This window comes from Actinomadura sp. NPDC048394 (assembly GCF_040651755.1).
In the GTDB taxonomy this organism is placed as follows: Bacteria; Actinomycetota; Actinomycetes; order Streptosporangiales; family Streptosporangiaceae; genus Spirillospora; species Spirillospora montaniterrae.
Genome location: NZ_JBEZJL010000102.1, coordinates 1 through 14783, shown reverse-complemented (window position 1 = coordinate 14783; position 14783 = coordinate 1). Strand labels below are relative to the sequence as shown.

General features: G+C 75.5%; 11 protein-coding genes. 7 read left to right on the top strand and 4 right to left on the bottom strand.

Annotation, left to right across the window (positions count from 1 at the left end; translation table 11 throughout):
- Positions 1 to 356: 356 nt before the first annotated feature.
- Both AB0C78_RS45165 and AB0C78_RS45160 read left to right on the top strand, forming a co-directional pair.
- On the top strand, positions 357 to 2456 hold the full coding sequence (locus AB0C78_RS45165) for a sporulation protein (protein ID WP_360760882.1): 2100 nt from the start codon (positions 357 to 359) through the stop codon (positions 2454 to 2456).
- A gap of 239 nt (positions 2457 to 2695) precedes the next feature.
- Positions 2696 to 3265 (top strand): dihydrofolate reductase family protein, encoded by a 570-nt coding sequence (locus tag AB0C78_RS45160; RefSeq protein WP_360760880.1) that lies wholly within the window; start codon positions 2696 to 2698, stop codon positions 3263 to 3265.
- On the opposite strand, the gene AB0C78_RS45155 is transcribed toward AB0C78_RS45160, so the two are convergent.
- Positions 3232 to 4815 (bottom strand): MFS transporter, encoded by a 1584-nt coding sequence (locus AB0C78_RS45155; protein WP_360760878.1) that lies wholly within the window; start codon positions 4813 to 4815, stop codon positions 3232 to 3234. The genes AB0C78_RS45160 and AB0C78_RS45155 overlap by 34 nt on opposite strands.
- Positions 4816 to 4904: 89 nt before the next feature.
- Here AB0C78_RS45155 and AB0C78_RS45150 point away from each other — a divergent pair, with 89 nt between their 5' ends.
- Positions 4905 to 5537, top strand: coding sequence for a TetR/AcrR family transcriptional regulator (locus AB0C78_RS45150; RefSeq protein WP_360760876.1), 633 nt, complete (start codon positions 4905 to 4907; stop codon positions 5535 to 5537).
- Positions 5538 to 5723: 186 nt separating this feature from the next.
- Positions 5724 to 6605: a hypothetical protein gene (locus AB0C78_RS45145; RefSeq protein ID WP_360760874.1), complete on the top strand. Its 882-nt coding sequence runs from the start codon at positions 5724 to 5726 to the stop codon at positions 6603 to 6605.
- On the opposite strand, the gene AB0C78_RS45140 is transcribed toward AB0C78_RS45145, so the two are convergent.
- On the bottom strand, positions 6606 to 7355 hold the full coding sequence (locus AB0C78_RS45140; protein WP_360760873.1) for a hypothetical protein: 750 nt from the start codon (positions 7353 to 7355) through the stop codon (positions 6606 to 6608).
- On the opposite strand from AB0C78_RS45140, the gene AB0C78_RS45135 reads away from it, so the two are divergent.
- Positions 7354 to 7770 (top strand): hypothetical protein, encoded by a 417-nt coding sequence (locus AB0C78_RS45135; protein WP_360760871.1) that lies wholly within the window; start codon positions 7354 to 7356, stop codon positions 7768 to 7770. The two genes, AB0C78_RS45140 and AB0C78_RS45135, sit on opposite strands and share 2 nt — an antisense overlap.
- A 1023-nt stretch (positions 7771 to 8793) precedes the next feature.
- Here the strand turns inward: AB0C78_RS45135 and AB0C78_RS45130 are convergent.
- Entirely contained in the window at positions 8794 to 9741 is a 948-nt protein-coding gene (locus tag AB0C78_RS45130; protein WP_360760869.1) for a hypothetical protein, read from the bottom strand.
- A gap of 192 nt (positions 9742 to 9933) precedes the next feature.
- Positions 9934 to 12564 carry a SpoIIE family protein phosphatase gene (locus AB0C78_RS45125; RefSeq protein WP_360760868.1) on the bottom strand — a complete coding sequence of 877 codons (2631 nt, stop codon included), beginning with the start codon at positions 12562 to 12564 and terminating at the stop codon, positions 9934 to 9936.
- Positions 12565 to 12756: 192 nt separating this feature from the next.
- Here AB0C78_RS45125 and AB0C78_RS45120 point away from each other — a divergent pair, with 192 nt between their 5' ends.
- Together AB0C78_RS45120 and AB0C78_RS45115 are read left to right on the top strand one after the other, a co-directional pair.
- Positions 12757 to 13533 (top strand): helix-turn-helix domain-containing protein, encoded by a 777-nt coding sequence (locus tag AB0C78_RS45120; RefSeq protein WP_360760867.1) that lies wholly within the window; start codon positions 12757 to 12759, stop codon positions 13531 to 13533.
- A 475-nt stretch (positions 13534 to 14008) separates the two neighbouring features.
- Positions 14009 to 14635 (top strand): sigma-70 family RNA polymerase sigma factor, encoded by a 627-nt coding sequence (locus AB0C78_RS45115; protein WP_318839306.1) that lies wholly within the window; start codon positions 14009 to 14011, stop codon positions 14633 to 14635.
- Positions 14636 to 14783 lie beyond the last annotated feature (148 nt).

Here is a 14783-nt window from a genome sequence, read left to right as displayed (position 1 = left end):
GGCGCGGGCCGACAGGGCAACCCGGCGGAGCGGGCGAGCCGAGGTGAACCAGCGGAGCGGACCGGCGACGGCACGGACCGGCAGACTCGCCAAACGCCTGACCTGGTGGCACGAGCCAGCAGGGCAAACCGGCGGGACGGGGCGGCAGCCTGAACCAGCGGCACTGATCGGAGGTGCGGGCCAGTAGGCGGGGCAAACCGGCGGGACGGACCCGGCGGCGCTGATCGGCGGACGGGCGGGCTTGGCGGGGCGGACTCGGTGGGATGGGGCGGTGGGGTGGGCGAACCGATGGCATGGTGGAGTTCGTCTGACATTCGCGGGGGAACGTCCCGCGCGTCGGGAGAAGGGAACGGCCGGTGTCCTACGGGCAGATGGCAGGCGGGCCGTCCGTCGACACGATCCTCGCGGAGCCGAACTGCAAGCCGGGCGGCGTCGTGGCGGGCAAGGTCCACGTGCGCGGCGGCGACCGTCCCCTGGAGGTGCGGCACGTCACGCTGGCGCTGATGCCGCGGATGAGCGACGGCCGCGGCGAGACGGCCGGCCCGGAGGTCTACCGCGGCGCGCTCACCCGCCGCTTCACCCTGGAGCCCGCCCGGCAACGCGACCTGTCGTTCTCCATCCCGCTGCCGTACGAACTGCCGTTCACCACTGTCCTCGGACGGGAGCTGCCCGGCTTCACCATCGGGCTGTGCACCGAGGTGGACGTGGCCGGGCAACCTGATCCCGGCGATATCGACCCCATCTCGGTGGAGCCGCTGGAATCCCAGCAGTGGGTGCTAGCGGCCATCGCGAAGCTCGGCTTCCAGATCAGGCACGTGACGTTCGAGGAATCCGAGCTGCGCGGCGTCGCCCGGCACCTGCCGTTCCACCAGGAGATCCACCTCGCGCCGCCGTCCGCGTTCCACGGACGGCTCGACCAGATCGGGCTGACGTTCGTCGCCAGCCCGCGCGAGGTGGCCTTCGTCCTGCGCGCCGAGGACCGCGCCGCCCCGTCCGACGAGGCGTTCGGCGTGTTCAAGGTCGGGCATGCCGAAGCGGCTGAGACGGACTGGAACGCCAGGATCGGCAAGTGGCTCGACGAGGCCGCCGCGCTCCCTCGCGCCGCCCATGCGAGCCCGCCGCCCGGCGGGTCCGCTTACGGCGGCCAGGTGACCTTCCCGCCGCCACCGCCCTCGCCCGGACAGCCCGGGCCCGGCTCCGCGTCGCCGGGTGGCGGGTACGGCAGTGCGGGCAACGCTCAGTTCCCGCCGCCCGGTCCGGCTCCGGGGGCGCCTCCGGCACCCATGCAGCAGCCGGGCCACGCGGCGGCCGGCTCGCCCTTCCCGCCGCCTGGCCCTCCGGGAGCGGGCTACCCGGCGTCCGGTGCCCCGGGGCCGTCCGCGCCCGGCTTCCCGCCGCCTCCGCCCGGCGAGTTCGGACCGTCCACGCCCGGCGCCGCACCGGGCGCAGGCGGCCACGGCGCCGCACACGCCTACCCGCCCGGCGGTCCGAACCCTCCGTCGCCCGGCCAGGAATTCCCGCCTCCGCCGCCGGGGCAGGGGTTCGCCTCCCCGCCCGGTCCCGGCATGGGAGGCCACGGCGCCGCGCCCGCGTACGCGCCCGGCACTCCCCCGCCACCGAACGGCCCGGGACACCAGCCGCACGGCGCGCCCCCGGCGGCGAACGTGCCGCCAGGCCAGGGCGCCCCGTTCCCGCCGCCTCCTCCCGGGGCTCCGGGAGCCGCGAACCACGGTCAGCCGCCTGGATTCCCGCCGCCCGCGGCCTCCCACGCTTCCGGCCCTGGTAATTTTCCACCGCCCGCTCCCGGTGACTTCCCACCGGCCGCCTCCGGAATGCCGCCGCACGGCGCGGCTGGCTATGGGATGGCGCCGCACGGCGGACCGGGCTCCGGGATGCCGCCAGGGGGCGGGCCAGGTGCGGAGATGACGCCGCACGGTGCGCCGGGCTCCGGAATGCCGCCGGCGGGCGGGCCAGGCGCGGGGATCCCGCCGCATGGTGCGTCGGGCTCCGGGATGCCGCCGGGTGGCGTGGCTGGTGGTGGGATGGCGCCGGGGCAGCATGTGCCGGGTGGTCCTGGGCCGTATCCGCCGCCTGCGGCTCCCGTGATGGGGCACGGGGGGCCACCGCCTGCTCCGGCGGGGCCGCCGCCGGCGCCAGGGGGTCCCGTGTACTACGGGGGCGCTGAGCCGCCGCCCGCGCCGCCGGGGCCGGGGCCGTATCCGCCGCCCGTCCACGTGCACCACGGTCACCATGGGCACCACCGTCACCACCATGGGCCCGGGATCGGCACCGCGGGTCTGGTCGGCGGTGCGGTCGTGGCGGGCGTCGCCGGAGGCATGGCCTTGGACGCCATGGGCGACGTGGCCGGTGACATTGCCGGTGATATCGCCGCGGACATCGCCGGCAACGTCGCCGCGGACGTCCTCGGCGGCCTGCTGGGCGGGCTCTTCGGCTGACCAACCGGCCGGCATCCGCGCAGGTGCACGGGCACTTGCCGGTTTGACGCGGCCTCAATACGGCGACGCCAAGGGTGAGGCACTCGTCCGAGCACCACGAGGCACGAAAGCCGGCCGACGCGCATCGCATGCCGCGGACCGGTGAGTTCCGGCCGCCCGCATGGTCTGCACAGGACGACGACGGACGTCAGAAGTCCGTGCTTGCAGCTCGTGTTCACGACGACCTGGTGGGAGGGCTGATGCGTGAGCTGATGGTCGACATGTTCAGCACCGTCGACGGGTTCGGTGGCGGCGGACCGAAACCGAAGGCGTACTGGGGTTACGAAGGGCCCGGGCTCTTCGAGTGGATCCACGGCCAGCTCGCCCAGGAGCACGTCACGCTCATGGGCGCCGAGACGTACCGGCAGATGGCGGAGATCGTCGCGACCGGTGACGATCCGACGTTCCCGCGGATGACGGAGCTGCCCAAGGTCGTCTTCTCCAAGACGCTCAAGCCGCCGCTGGCCTGGGCGAACACCACGCTCATCGACGAGCCTCTCGAGACGGCCGTGCCGCGGCTCAAGGCCATGGACGACGGGCTTCCGATGCGCACGATCGGCAGCCCGTCGCTGGTCCGCAGCCTCTTCCGGCACCGCCTGGTCGACCGCGTGCGGGTGATGGTCTTCCCGATGATCCACGGCGCCGAGGGCGAGGGGCCCGTCTTCGCCGAGCTGCCCGCGCTCGCCATGGACCTCACCGGCACCACCGTGATCGACGACCGGCTCGTGCTCCTCGACTACCGCGTCACCGGAGACGAATCGCTCGGGTGACGCCGCACGGCGGCACCGTCCGAGGCAGGCTCGTCGCGCTCGCCCGCCGGGAGGACGACCGCGGGGACGACCGCGGCGACGGTGATGCCGATCGCCCACCAGAACGCGCCCTGGAAGGCACCCGTGGCGCCGTGGCCGAGGAGCGACTGCAGGGCGACGGCGACGATCGCGGTGCCGAACGACGCGCCCACCTGCTGGGCGATGCGGGTGTTCATGGTGGCGTGCGGGATGCCCGCCGGCTGGACGTCCTGGTACGCGACGGACATCGGCGGGATCAGCACCGCTCCGACCCCCACACCGCGGACCAGCAGCACGGCGCCGAGCCACCACAGGCTCGTGCCGGGCCCGGCGAGCGCGAACGGGGCGGTCGCGACGGCGGCGAGCAGGAAGCCGGCGATCGTCACGGCGCGCGCCCCGAACCGGTCGACCAGCGCGCCGACCACGAAGCGCGCGACGAGCGCGCCCACGCCTTGCGGGATCATCAGCAGGCCGGCGTCCAGCACGCTGTCGCCGCGAAGCTGCTGGTAGTACAGCGGCAGCAGGAACATGCCCGCGTACATCGCCGCGCCGGCGGTGAACAGGACCGCGGACGCGCTGCCGAGCGAGCGGACGCGCAGCAGCCGGACGTCGACGATCGGCTCGCGCCCGCCGGGCCGTGGCCGTGACGCCCACGCGATGAACGCGGCCAGCAGGACGGCTCCGGCGAGCAGGGGCGCCAGAACCCCGGCGTGGTCGATCCCGCCGTCCTCGGTCAGCTGCGAGAGGCCGAGCAGGATCCCGGTCAGCGCCGGCGCGAGCAGCGCCAGGCCGATCCAGTCCAGGCGGTCGCCCAAACGGTCGCCCCGACGGTCGGCCGGGCGGTCGGCCCGAAGGTCGGCCGGGCGCTCGCGTCCAGCGGCCGGAGGCGAGCCGGGACGGTCGACGGGCAGCGGGGCACCGGGACGGTCGGCGGGCGGGCGGGAGCCGGGGTGGTCGGCGGGCAGGAAGCGCCATGCCAGCAGCAGGCCGGCGGCGATCACGGGCACGTTGATGAGGAACAGCCAGCGCCAGCTCAGCCAGTTGAGGATCACGCCGCCGATCACCGGGCCGAGGATGGGGCCGAGGGCGATGGGCAGGCTGACGGCCGCCATCAGCCTGCTGCTGACCTTCCCGCCCGCCGCGCGCACCGCGAGCGTCTGCATCAGCGGGAAGATCAGTCCGGCGCCGAAGCCCTGCAGCGCCCGGAAGCCGATCAGGGCGGTGTCGTTCCACGCGACCGCGCACAGCACGGAGGCGAGCACGAACAGCGTGAGCGCGGCCGTCCAGACCCGCTTGCCGCCCCAGCGGCGCTCCGCCCACCCGGTGATCGGGATGGCGACGGCCATCGCCAGCAGGAATCCGGTGGTGACCCACTGGATCGTGCCGGCGGTCGAGTGCAGTTTCACGGCCAGCGTGCGGATCGCCAGCGTCACCATCGTCGAGTCGAGGATCGCCGCGATCCCGCCCACGAGCAGCGCGACCAGGGCCATCTTCACCTGCGGCGAGAGCCGCGTCCCGGTGCTCTCCGTCATCGTCCCGCCTCCACCTTAAGAGAGGATTCCATCTCTTAAGAGAGTAGGACGGTTCGATACGGAAGGCAAACCTTCCTTATACTGGGCCCGTGACCCCATCCACCGGACCCGTCCGCCAGCGCCGCCGCGGACCCGAACTCGAGGCCGCACTCCTGGACGCGGCCTGGGACGAGCTGGTCGAGGCCGGCTTCGCGAAGCTGACCATGGAGTCCGTCGCCTCCCGCGCGGGCACCGGCATCGCGGTGCTGTACCGCCGCTGGGCCAACAAGGACCAGCTCGTCCTGGCCGCGCTGGAGCACTACCGCAACACCCACCCGGTCGACGTCCCCGACACCGGCACCCTGCGCGGCGACCTCCTCGCCGCGCTGACCGGCATGGGCCAGGCCCGCGCCGCGTTCTTCGCCGTCACCGCGGCCGCCGCCTTCGCGGGGCTGCTGACCGGCACCGGGCTCACCCCCGCCCAGGCGCGCGACCGGATCCTCGGCGACCAGCGGCACTCCCGCATCCGGACGATCTACCAGCGCGCCCACGACCGCGGCGAGATCGACCTCGAACGGATCCCGCCCGCGGTGCTCGCCCTGCCGTTCGACCTGGTCCGCCACGACCTGCTCATGGACCTCGAACCGCTGAAGCCGGCCCGCATCCGGTCGATCGTCGACGAGATCTTCCTCCCCCTCGTCCGCGCCCGGCGCGACGGAGCGGATCCGGCGGAAGCCCGCTGATCCACGGGATCGCGGAAGCGGCACGGCTAGCGGCAACGGCCAGCGGCACGGTTAGCGGCAACGGCTAGTGGCACGGCGGCCCCCTGTGCATATGGCGGGCGTTTCGGACCAGATGTGGCGCGGTCTCGGCCAACCGGGTCCCGGATGGTTAGGGTCGAGAGGGCAGCCCGCCTCCCGAGGAGTCACATGACCACCGTGATCCTGGTCCTGCTCTGCCTTGCGATCGCCGGACGCGAGCTCTACCTGGCCTCCGACAAGCGGCTCCCGCAAGCACAGGCGGACGTCCGCGAACTGCGCGCCCAGCTGTCCGAACTCGCCAAACGGCACGAGGCGCTCCGGTCGGAGGTCGCCGCGGCGGCCGAGCCGTCCGGGATCCCGATCCCGCAGCCGCTGCCGGACGGCGCGTCGGCAGAGGTCCTCGACCGGCTGGAGGCCTTCTCGGGGCGGATCGACCGGCTGGAGAAGGAGACCGCCGACCTCGCCGGGGAACTGGCGGGCCTCGGCCTCGACCGGGAGGCGCAGCACGCGCTCGCCCGCTCCCTCGACACGGTGGAGCAGGACGTGCGGGAGCTGCACCGGGAGATGCTCGAACGCGTCGACCGCGAGGAGGGCGTCGTCCCGGGGCTCCTGCTCAGCGAGGAGGGGGAGGCGGAGGCGCTGCTCGCCGACGCGTACGAGCGGTGCGCCGCGGAGTGGGGGCTGCACGTCCGCGTCCGCGACCAGCGGTCCCCGCAGGCGGCCGACGGCTCCTACCTCGGGACGGTCTACTACCTGTCCGGCCGCCGGCCCGACGAGCTGACCGAGGCGCTGCTGTCGCAGGCCAGGACCCTGATCGACGCCGAGGACCCGGGTGCGCTGAGCGCCCTGCTCGGCGAGCTGGCGCACCTGAGCGGCGGCGGGATCGCCCGGTTCGGCCGGTTCGCCGTCGTCCGGACCCGGGGCGAGCTGCTGTGCGGCGTGCTGCCGGACGAGGCGCCCGCCGCCGAACCCTGGGAGCTCGCGGGACGGCTCCGCGAGCTCCCCGGCGACCGGCGGGCGGACCTGTCGTGGCTCCGCCCGGACGGCTGATCAGGGCCGGACGAACCGGGGCGGGGCGTCGTCGGACCGGTCGACGCCGAACGCCAGCAGGCAGCGGGGCGGGTGCCCGGCGTCGGTCTGCAGGCACACCCCGACACCCAGGTCGGGGTCGATGACCACGACGCGGCGCAGGGCCCGCAGCGCGCGCCGGGCCCGGCCCCGCGTCCGCGGCCGGGACGGCTCGTGCAGGGTGCTCGTGACGACGCGTCCCGCGTACCGCCAGAGAGACAGCGAGTCGAGGACCCGCACGCCCGCCGAGGTCAGGTTCGCGACGATCACGACGCCGCTGTCGTCCTCCGCCCGGTCGGACGGCGTCGCCAGCGCCGCGTCCTCCGGCAGGTCGCGGGGCGCCCTCGGGCCGCCGACCGCGCGGTGGTAGCGGAGCGGGTCGAGGGTGTCGATCACGAACGCCCCCGCGTACGGGCGGGACGCGCGCGGCTGCCCGGGGCGCGCCCGCAGCGGCGTCCGGGGGGCGTTCCGCGCGTTCAGGTGGGCGCTGAGGTCGAAGACCATCCCGGCGTCGTCGAGCCAGGTGGGCAGGCCGAGCTTCACCGACGCGGTGCGGTCGAGGCCGTCGGTCATGCCACGGATCTCGTCGGCGCGGCCGGAGAGCGCCGCCGCCATGCCCAGCCCGGGGAACGCGCCCTCCAGCACTGCCAGCATCGCGCGCCAGGTGGTGCTCCCCACGAACTCGATCATGAACGCGTCGGCGAGCGCCCGGCGCCGTCCGGGATCGGTCATGGGCCCCGGCGGCGCCACGGCCGACGCGTCCGCGGCAGCGGCGGCCGGCGGCACGGCAGCGGACGACGGCACGGCGGACGACGGCACGGCAGCGGCGGACGGGGGCACGGTAGCGGCGGGCTGCGGCACGGCAGCGGGCGGCGGCGCGGCGGACGACGGCACGGCGGACGACGGCACGGCAGCGGCGGACGGGGGCACGGCAGGCGGCGGCGCGGCAGCGGGCGGCGGCGTGGTGGGCGGCGGCGCGGCAGCGGATGGTCCGCCGGGCGGCGGGGTGGTGGAGAGGCTGCGGGTCGGCGGCCGGGGGGTCTCCGGCCGCGTCACGTCGGGTTTCGTCAACGATGGCGGCGGCTCGGCGGAGAGGCCCTTGCCGGGCAGGAAGGGCTCGTCGGCCTCGGCACCGGGGCGTTCGTGACGGCCGGCGCTCCGCGTCCCCGCCGGGTCTTCGGGCGCTCCCGCCTGCAGGCCTCCCGGCTTGCGGACGACCCAGCGCTCCGGTTCGTCTTCGAGGGCCGCTTCGGGGATCTCCTCCTCGGGCACCGGCACGCCGGTCCCGTGCGGCGCCCACTGCGGCGTCTCCCGCCGCGGTTGCCCCTCGGACGAGGGCACCTCAGCCGACCTGTAAGGCGAGGCGGCCCCACTGGACGGGGCCGCCTCGGCGCTCGGAGCCTGCGAGGCCCAGGGTGCGGGCGCGCCTTCCGGTTCCGCAGGACGCGTCTCCGGCGCGTGCGGCGTCCACTGCGAGGAGGCAGCGTCCGAGGGCGCGGCGGAAGGCGACGACGAGGCCGACGGTGAACCCCACGGTGCGGGCTCGGCCGGCGGAGCCGCAGGCCGGGTCTCGGGCGTGTGCGGCGTCCACTGCGAAGACGGCGCCGCCGGGGGCTCGGGCGAGGGCGCGGCGGGCTGTGCCGCCGAATCGTGAGAGATCCACGGGGCGGGCGCCGCGTCCGGCGGGGATGCCGGGGCGGCGGGTGGCTCTGGATCGCGCGGTGACCAATCCGGGGACCCGGCGGCCGAGGGTTGCGGCGCGGGCCCGGATACGGGATTGGCGGGTCGCGTCTCAGGGGTGTGGGGCGTCCACGCGGAGGGTTCTTGCGGCGTGGAGGGCGGGGGGTCCGCCGGCGTGCGGGAGATGGCGCCGCGGGGCGTCCATGGCGGTTCGGCGGAGGCGGGCGGCGGTGAGGGAGGTGTGCCCGGCGGGTAAGGCGATTCGGCTGCGGGCGGCGGGGCCTCGGGCTGCGGCGGCGGGGGCGGGACGGGGATCCAGTCGGCGGGCTCCTCCGGGCGGGACCTGCTCCTTCCCGCGACGTGGACGTCGCCGGGGTGGGGTGCGGGCGGGCCGGTGTCTTCGGGATCGGGGCCTGGACGGTCGCGTGGGCCGAATCTCACGGTGACGATCCTGCGCTCTGGACGCGGGGGTCGGCAAGCGGGACGGCCGTCAACGGTGGCCGTCCTGAGCGCCGAAGAGCGCGGCGCAGAGGGATTCGAGGCGGTCGGGGCCGTCGTCGGCGGGCAGGACCGTGAGCACGGCCTCACCGGACGAACCAGACGAACCAGACGAGCCGGACGCCTCGGGCTCGCCGGTCGTCCCGGGTTCGCCGGGCCTGTCGAGGCGCAGCCGGACGGTGACCTCGCGGCGCAGGGGCTCGTCGGTGCCCTGCGCGGCGGCGATGTCCCCGAGACCGACGGAGACGGTCTCGGGGAGGTCGACGACGAGGGGCTGCTCGCCGGTGCGGAGGCGGTCCTGCCAGAGGTCGAGGACGCGGCGGGCGAGGCCGTTGAGGAGGCGGCCCCACGGGACGACGAGGGCGGGCGGGACGTTCTCGGTCTGCAGTTCGGGGAGGCCGAACCGGGCGAGGCCCTTGGTGGTGAACCAGAAGCCGTGCGGGCCCGAGGTGTGCGGGAGGAGCATCCAGTCGGTGAGCCGGACGGCGCCGTCGGGCCCGGGCAGGGAGCGGGTGAGGTGGTCGTGGGCGAGGATCTGCGGGGTGAAGACGTCGATGACGGGGGCGGTGCGGGCGGCGGCGACGGCTCCGGCGATGGCGCGGGCGGCCCATTCGTGGGCGGGCGGGTGGCCGGGGCGGTAGGCGGCGCGGACGGCGAGGATGTGGGAGGCGGCGTCGAGGGCGGCGAGCGCGGCGGGCGAGGCGCCGTAGGCGGCGAGGAGGTCGGCGGGCAGGGGCGGGAACTCGGCGGCGGGCCGCTGGTCGAGGGTGACCATGGGGCTGCCGAGCATGCCGAGGGCGAGGTCGCGCAGCGGGGGCCGGGTCCGGGCGGCGATCTCGTCGTGCGCGAGTTCGCCGGGGTCGGGGATCGGCGCGGTGAGCGCGACGGCGTAGGTGGCGTAGAGGGTCTCCGGGACCGGCAGGGTCAGGTTCTCGCCCAAATCGTCCCCCGATGGGCCGTTGATGCGCTTCGACACTATCGATCTCAGCGGACGGGGACGTTGGAAACTATCTGTCGCGGAGGGGACAGTTACCTCCCACCGGCGGGAGGCGGGCCCCCGACCACGCGATTCGCCGCGCAAGGCAGCCCCGCCGCACAGAGTTCACGGCCACCCGGTTCACGGCCACCGGGTTCACTCCGGGAGGCGGTGCTCGAACCACACCACCTTCCCGCCGTCGGTGCGGTGGGTGCCCCAGCGGGCGGCGAGGTGGCTGACGAGCTGGAGCCCGCGCCCGGACTCGGCGGTGGCGTCGGCGTGCCGGAGGTGCGGCATGTCCTGCCCGTCGTCGTAGACCTCGCAGAGCAGGGCGTCGCCGCGGATGAGCCGCAGCACGATGGACCCGGCGCCGTGCAGCAGCGCGTTGGTGACGAGCTCGCTGACCAGCAGCTGGACGGTGTCCTCGACCGCTTCGAGGCGCCATTCGGCGAGCTTGAAGGCGACCTGGGCGCGGATCCGCGGGACCATGCTCGGCTCGGGTTCCAGCTCCCAGACGGCGACGTCGTCCTTCGGGATGCCGTCGAGGCCGACGGCGACGATGGCGATGTCGTCGGCGGGGGCGGTGGTGGCGAGCACGTCGAGGAGGGTGTCGCAGGTCGCGTCGAGCGGGCGGGCGGGCCCGGCGAGCAGGACGCGCAGCTCCTCCAAGCCCTGGTCGATGTCGCGGTCGCGGCGTTCCAGCAGGCCGTCGGTGCACAGGACGAGCCGGGACCCGTCCTCGACGTCGATCTCCATGGTCTCGAACGGCTCGCCGCCGACGCCGATCGGCAGCCCGGCGGGGACGGGCAGCACCCGGCTCTCGCCGCTCTCGGACACGAGGACGGGCGGGACGTGCCCGGCGTTGGCGAAGCTGCAGCGCCGCGCCACCGGGTCGTACACGGCGTACAGGCAGGTGGCGACGTAGCCCTCGCCGAGCCGCCGGGCGAGCGCGTCGAGCTGGCGGAGCAGCAGGTCGGGGCGCATGTCCTCGACGGCGAGGGTGCGCACGGCGGTGCGCATCTGGCCCATGATCGCGGCGGAGGTGAGGCCGTGCCCCATGACGTCGCCGACGACGATGCCGAGCCGGCGTCCGGGCAGCGGGAACGCGTCGAACCAGTCGCCGCCGACCTGCGCGGCCTGCCCGGCGGGCCGGTAGCGGTAGTGGACGCGGGCGCCCGGGACCTCGGGCGGGTCGGCGGGCAGCATGCTGCGCTGCAGTTCCTGCGCGACCTGGACCTCGCGCCGGTAGAGCCGGCCGTTGTCGACGCAGAGCGCGGCGCGGCGGGCGAGCTCGTCGACCATGGCGAGGTCGAGGTCGTCGAAGCCGGGCCGGTCGGGCTTGCGCAGCAGCTTGAACGTGCCGAGCACCCGGCCGCGCGCGATCAGCGGGACGATCAGCAGGGCGCGGCCGGTGAACAGGGGGCTCAGGTCGCGGCCGCCGAACGCGGCGGACAGCCGGGCCGCGTACTCGGCGTCGACCTGCGGGATGTGCACGGTGCGGCCGGTGCGCATGGCGCGGACGAACGGGGTGCCGCCCCCCAGCACCAGCGTCTCGCCCTCCGGGACGATCTTCTCCCAGTGTCCGGGCTCGTCGTCGTGGGCGACGGCGACGCGGCGCATCACGGCGGTCTCGTCGAGGTCGGTGGACGGCTGGGCGGAGTCGGCGGCGACGCCTTCGAGGAGCTGCACGGCGGCGAAGTCGGCGACCCGCGGGACGAGGACCTCGGCGAGGGTGCGGGCGGCCTGGAGGTGGTCGAGGGAGCCGCCGATCTGCTGCCCGGCCTCGCTGAGGAACGTCAGCGTCTCGTTCTCCTCCGCGCCCGCGGTGGCGAACGTGCCGGATGAGCCGGACGAGGCGGACGTGCCGCCGTCCCGGTCGTCGTGGTCGGCCGCGGCGGTGTGCGGGGCGACGGCGCGGGGGCGGATGCGCAGGGCCCGCGGCATGTCGCCGATGTGCGGGACGACGGGGAGCCGCAGGGTGACGCTGATGGAGACGGCGGGCCGGCCCATGGCGAGCACGCGGGACACGATGGCGTCGGTGGCGGCCGCTCCGGCGGTGGGCAGCAGTTCGGCGAGCCGGCGGACGAGCGCCCCGTCGCCATGCCCGCGGCCGTCGCTGTGGCCGCGGCCGTCACCGTGCCCACGGCCGTCGCCGTGCGCGGGGGCGTCGCCGTTGCGGCTGCCGGAGTCGGCGGCGGGGCCGCCGCCGGCGGGCCCGTCCTGGCCGGAGGCGGCCAGGGGCGGGGCGAGGACGGGTTCGACGCGCAGCAGCCGGGCTCCGGCGGCGCGCCGCGCGGCGCCGTCGGGCGCCGCGACGAGGACGTCGTCCATGGCCAGGCCGGGGCCGTCCTCGCGGAGCCGGCGCAGGTCGGCGGCCAGCGCGAGGACGCGGACGTCGCGGGGGCCGCGGTCGCCGTCGGGTTCGATGGGGTACACCCACCAGCCGACCTCGGCGGGGCGGCCGTCGTCGGCGCGGGGCACCATGCAGGCGCCGCACCAGACGTGCCCGAAGACCTCGGGCTCGAAGGCGCCGCGGTGCTCCTGCGGCAGCCGCAGCAGCGAGGCGGGGGAACGGCCGGCGGCCTGCAGCGGGCCGGCGCCGAACAGTTCGGTGGCGGCGTGGTTCCAGTGGTTGATGCGGCCGTGCTCGTTGAGCGTGAAGGCGGCCATGCTCACGACGCCGAGCAGTGGCTGGTCGAGGAACCGGGGCGGCCTGGCCCCGGTCCGCTGGTCGGGCGGGGGCGCGGTGGCCCCGGTGAGCGGCGGCTGTTTTCCGGCGATGGTCACGCGGACCCCTCCCCTGGGCGATGCTGCACTGCATCCGGCAACCCGCGGTGAAGGGGACGTTACCTCGGGTGAGGGACATTCGCCCGGGTTCTCGGGAAGTCGGCAGGGGTGCGGCCCCGGCCGGACACGGGTGAGTGCTCACTCAGTATGCTGGGGTGCTACCGTCCGGCGACGGAAGGGAAGGTGGCGCAGGTGGCGGCGCGCAGAACGGCGAGCAAGGTGGCGGACGCGACGGCGGGCGGGGGGCCGGCGGGCCGGGAGCCGATGCGGGACCGGATCCTGGCGGCGGCGGTCGAGGTGATCCGGGAGCGCGGGATCACCGCCGCGACGACCAAGGAGATCGCGCGCAGCGCGGGCGTCTCGGAAGGCAGCCTCTACAACCACTTCGCCAACAAGACCGCCCTGTTCGCGGCGGCGCTGGGCGAGGTCACCGCCACCGCGCGGACGGCGATGGCAGCCCTCGCCGGGTCCGCCGGCAAGGGGACGGTCGAGGGCAACCTCACCCGGCTGGCCGCCGGCATGGTCCGCTTCTACGGCGAGCTGCTGCCGATGATCGGGCCGGTCCTCGCCGACCCGGACCTGATCGCCTGGCTGCGCGCGGACGGGCCCGTCCAGGCGCAGCGCGAGGCGGCGGCCTCGGCCGGCCGCGCCCCAGACGCGGCGCTCCCGCCCGGCTCCCCCGGCGGGCCGCCCTCCGGTCCGCCCGGAGGCCCGGCGGCCGGGCCCGTCCTCGGGCACGCCGCGCTGATCGGCTACCTGGAGGCGGAGCAGCGGGCTGGACGGCTGGCGCCCGGCGCTCCGGCGCCGGCCATCGCCGCGGCCCTGCTCGGCGGCTGCCAGCAGCACGCGTTCCTGATCCGGCTCGCGGGGGCGGAGACGGTCGCGGCGGGCGCCCGGCTCCCCGAGGCGCCCGAGGAGTTCGCGGAGCGGCTCGTCGGAGCCGTCCTGGCCGGCCACCTGCCCTCCTGACGCCGCCCGCAGCCGACCAGGCGCCCGAAAGGCGCCGAAAGCGCGCTTATAGCGCCACATCGGGCCCGGTTCGGCCGACACGCCACGGTATGTGACGGACGCCACGCAACCTTCCGGCCCCCTTCCGGCGTCTTACCTATCGGGAAGCCACTGAAGCGTGGATGCGCCCGACCGAGCACGCCCGCGACGTCCCGGACCCCGGGGTCGCCCTGGCACCGCCGGCCCGCGCACCCGCCGCCCGGCCCGCGCCGCCGCGGAGCCGAGCCCCCGACCACGCCGGACCGTCTCCCCCGGAGACGCGCACGACCCCGCGAGGACCACGTCGCTGGACCGTGCCAAACGCCGGCCCGAACCCGTCGGGAACGGTGGCGCGTACCACCTGTACGGGGGGCGGTCATTCCGCCCGGCACGCGCGTGCCGCCGAGCACGCGCCAGCAACCGGCCCCTCACGGGGTCACGACCACGGGGAGCGATGATGACCGCTGTCACCATGCCCGTCCGCAAGCCCGCCGCGCGCGTTCCGGCCGCCGCCAAGCACACCGAGGGCCTCGACAACACCCGGCGCTACGAGCGCGACGTCCTGCCGCTGGCGGACCCGCTGTACGCCAGCGCCGTGCGGATGACGCGCAACAGCGCCGACGCCGAGGACCTCGTCCAGGAGACCCTGGCCAAGGCCTACGTGAACTTCCACCAGTTCCAGGAGGGCACGAACCTCAAGGCGTGGCTGCACCGGATCCTCACCAACAACTTCATCAACACCTACCGCAAGAAGCAGCGCGAGCCCCAGCGGGCCGGCTCCGAGGAGCTGGAGGAGTGGCAGATCGCGCAGGCCGAGGCGCACTCGTCCGGCTTCCGGTCCGCCGAGTCCGAGGCGCTGGACCGCATCCCCGACTCCGAGGTGATCGACGCGCTGCGCGCGCTGCCGAAGGACTTCCGGGACGCCGTCTACCTCGCCGACGTCGAGGGCTACCCCTACAAGGAGATCGCCGAGATGATGGGCACCCCCATCGGCACGGTGATGTCCCGCCTGCACCGCGGCCGCAAGCAGCTCCGCGAGGCCCTCGCGGGCCACAAGCGGGCCGCGCACACCCTCGCCGCCTGACCCGGCGCCGCCCCCTGGCCTCAGGCGCCGCCCGCCCCGGGGCCCATCCCGGCCCCGGGGCGGCGGCGCCCCCCCCACGCGAAACAACGTACCGTCCGACTCGAAACCCCCGTTACCCCCGGGCCCCGGGGTCGTCCGCTTACCGGCG

Excerpts from the sequence above, each read along its gene's own strand:
- AB0C78_RS45160 (WP_360760880.1), top strand. The coding sequence starts at position 2,696 with ATGCGTGAGCTGATGGTCGACATGTTCAGCACCGTCGACGGGTTCGGT.
- AB0C78_RS45155 (WP_360760878.1), bottom strand. The coding sequence starts at position 4,815 with ATGACGGAGAGCACCGGGACGCGGCTCTCGCCGCAGGTGAAGATGGCC.
- AB0C78_RS45145 (WP_360760874.1), top strand. The coding sequence starts at position 5,724 with ATGACCACCGTGATCCTGGTCCTGCTCTGCCTTGCGATCGCCGGACGC.
- AB0C78_RS45135 (WP_360760871.1), top strand. The coding sequence starts at position 7,354 with ATGGGCCCCGGCGGCGCCACGGCCGACGCGTCCGCGGCAGCGGCGGCC.
- AB0C78_RS45140 (WP_360760873.1), bottom strand. The coding sequence starts at position 7,355 with ATGACCGATCCCGGACGGCGCCGGGCGCTCGCCGACGCGTTCATGATC.
- AB0C78_RS45115 (WP_318839306.1), top strand. The coding sequence starts at position 14,009 with ATGACCGCTGTCACCATGCCCGTCCGCAAGCCCGCCGCGCGCGTTCCG.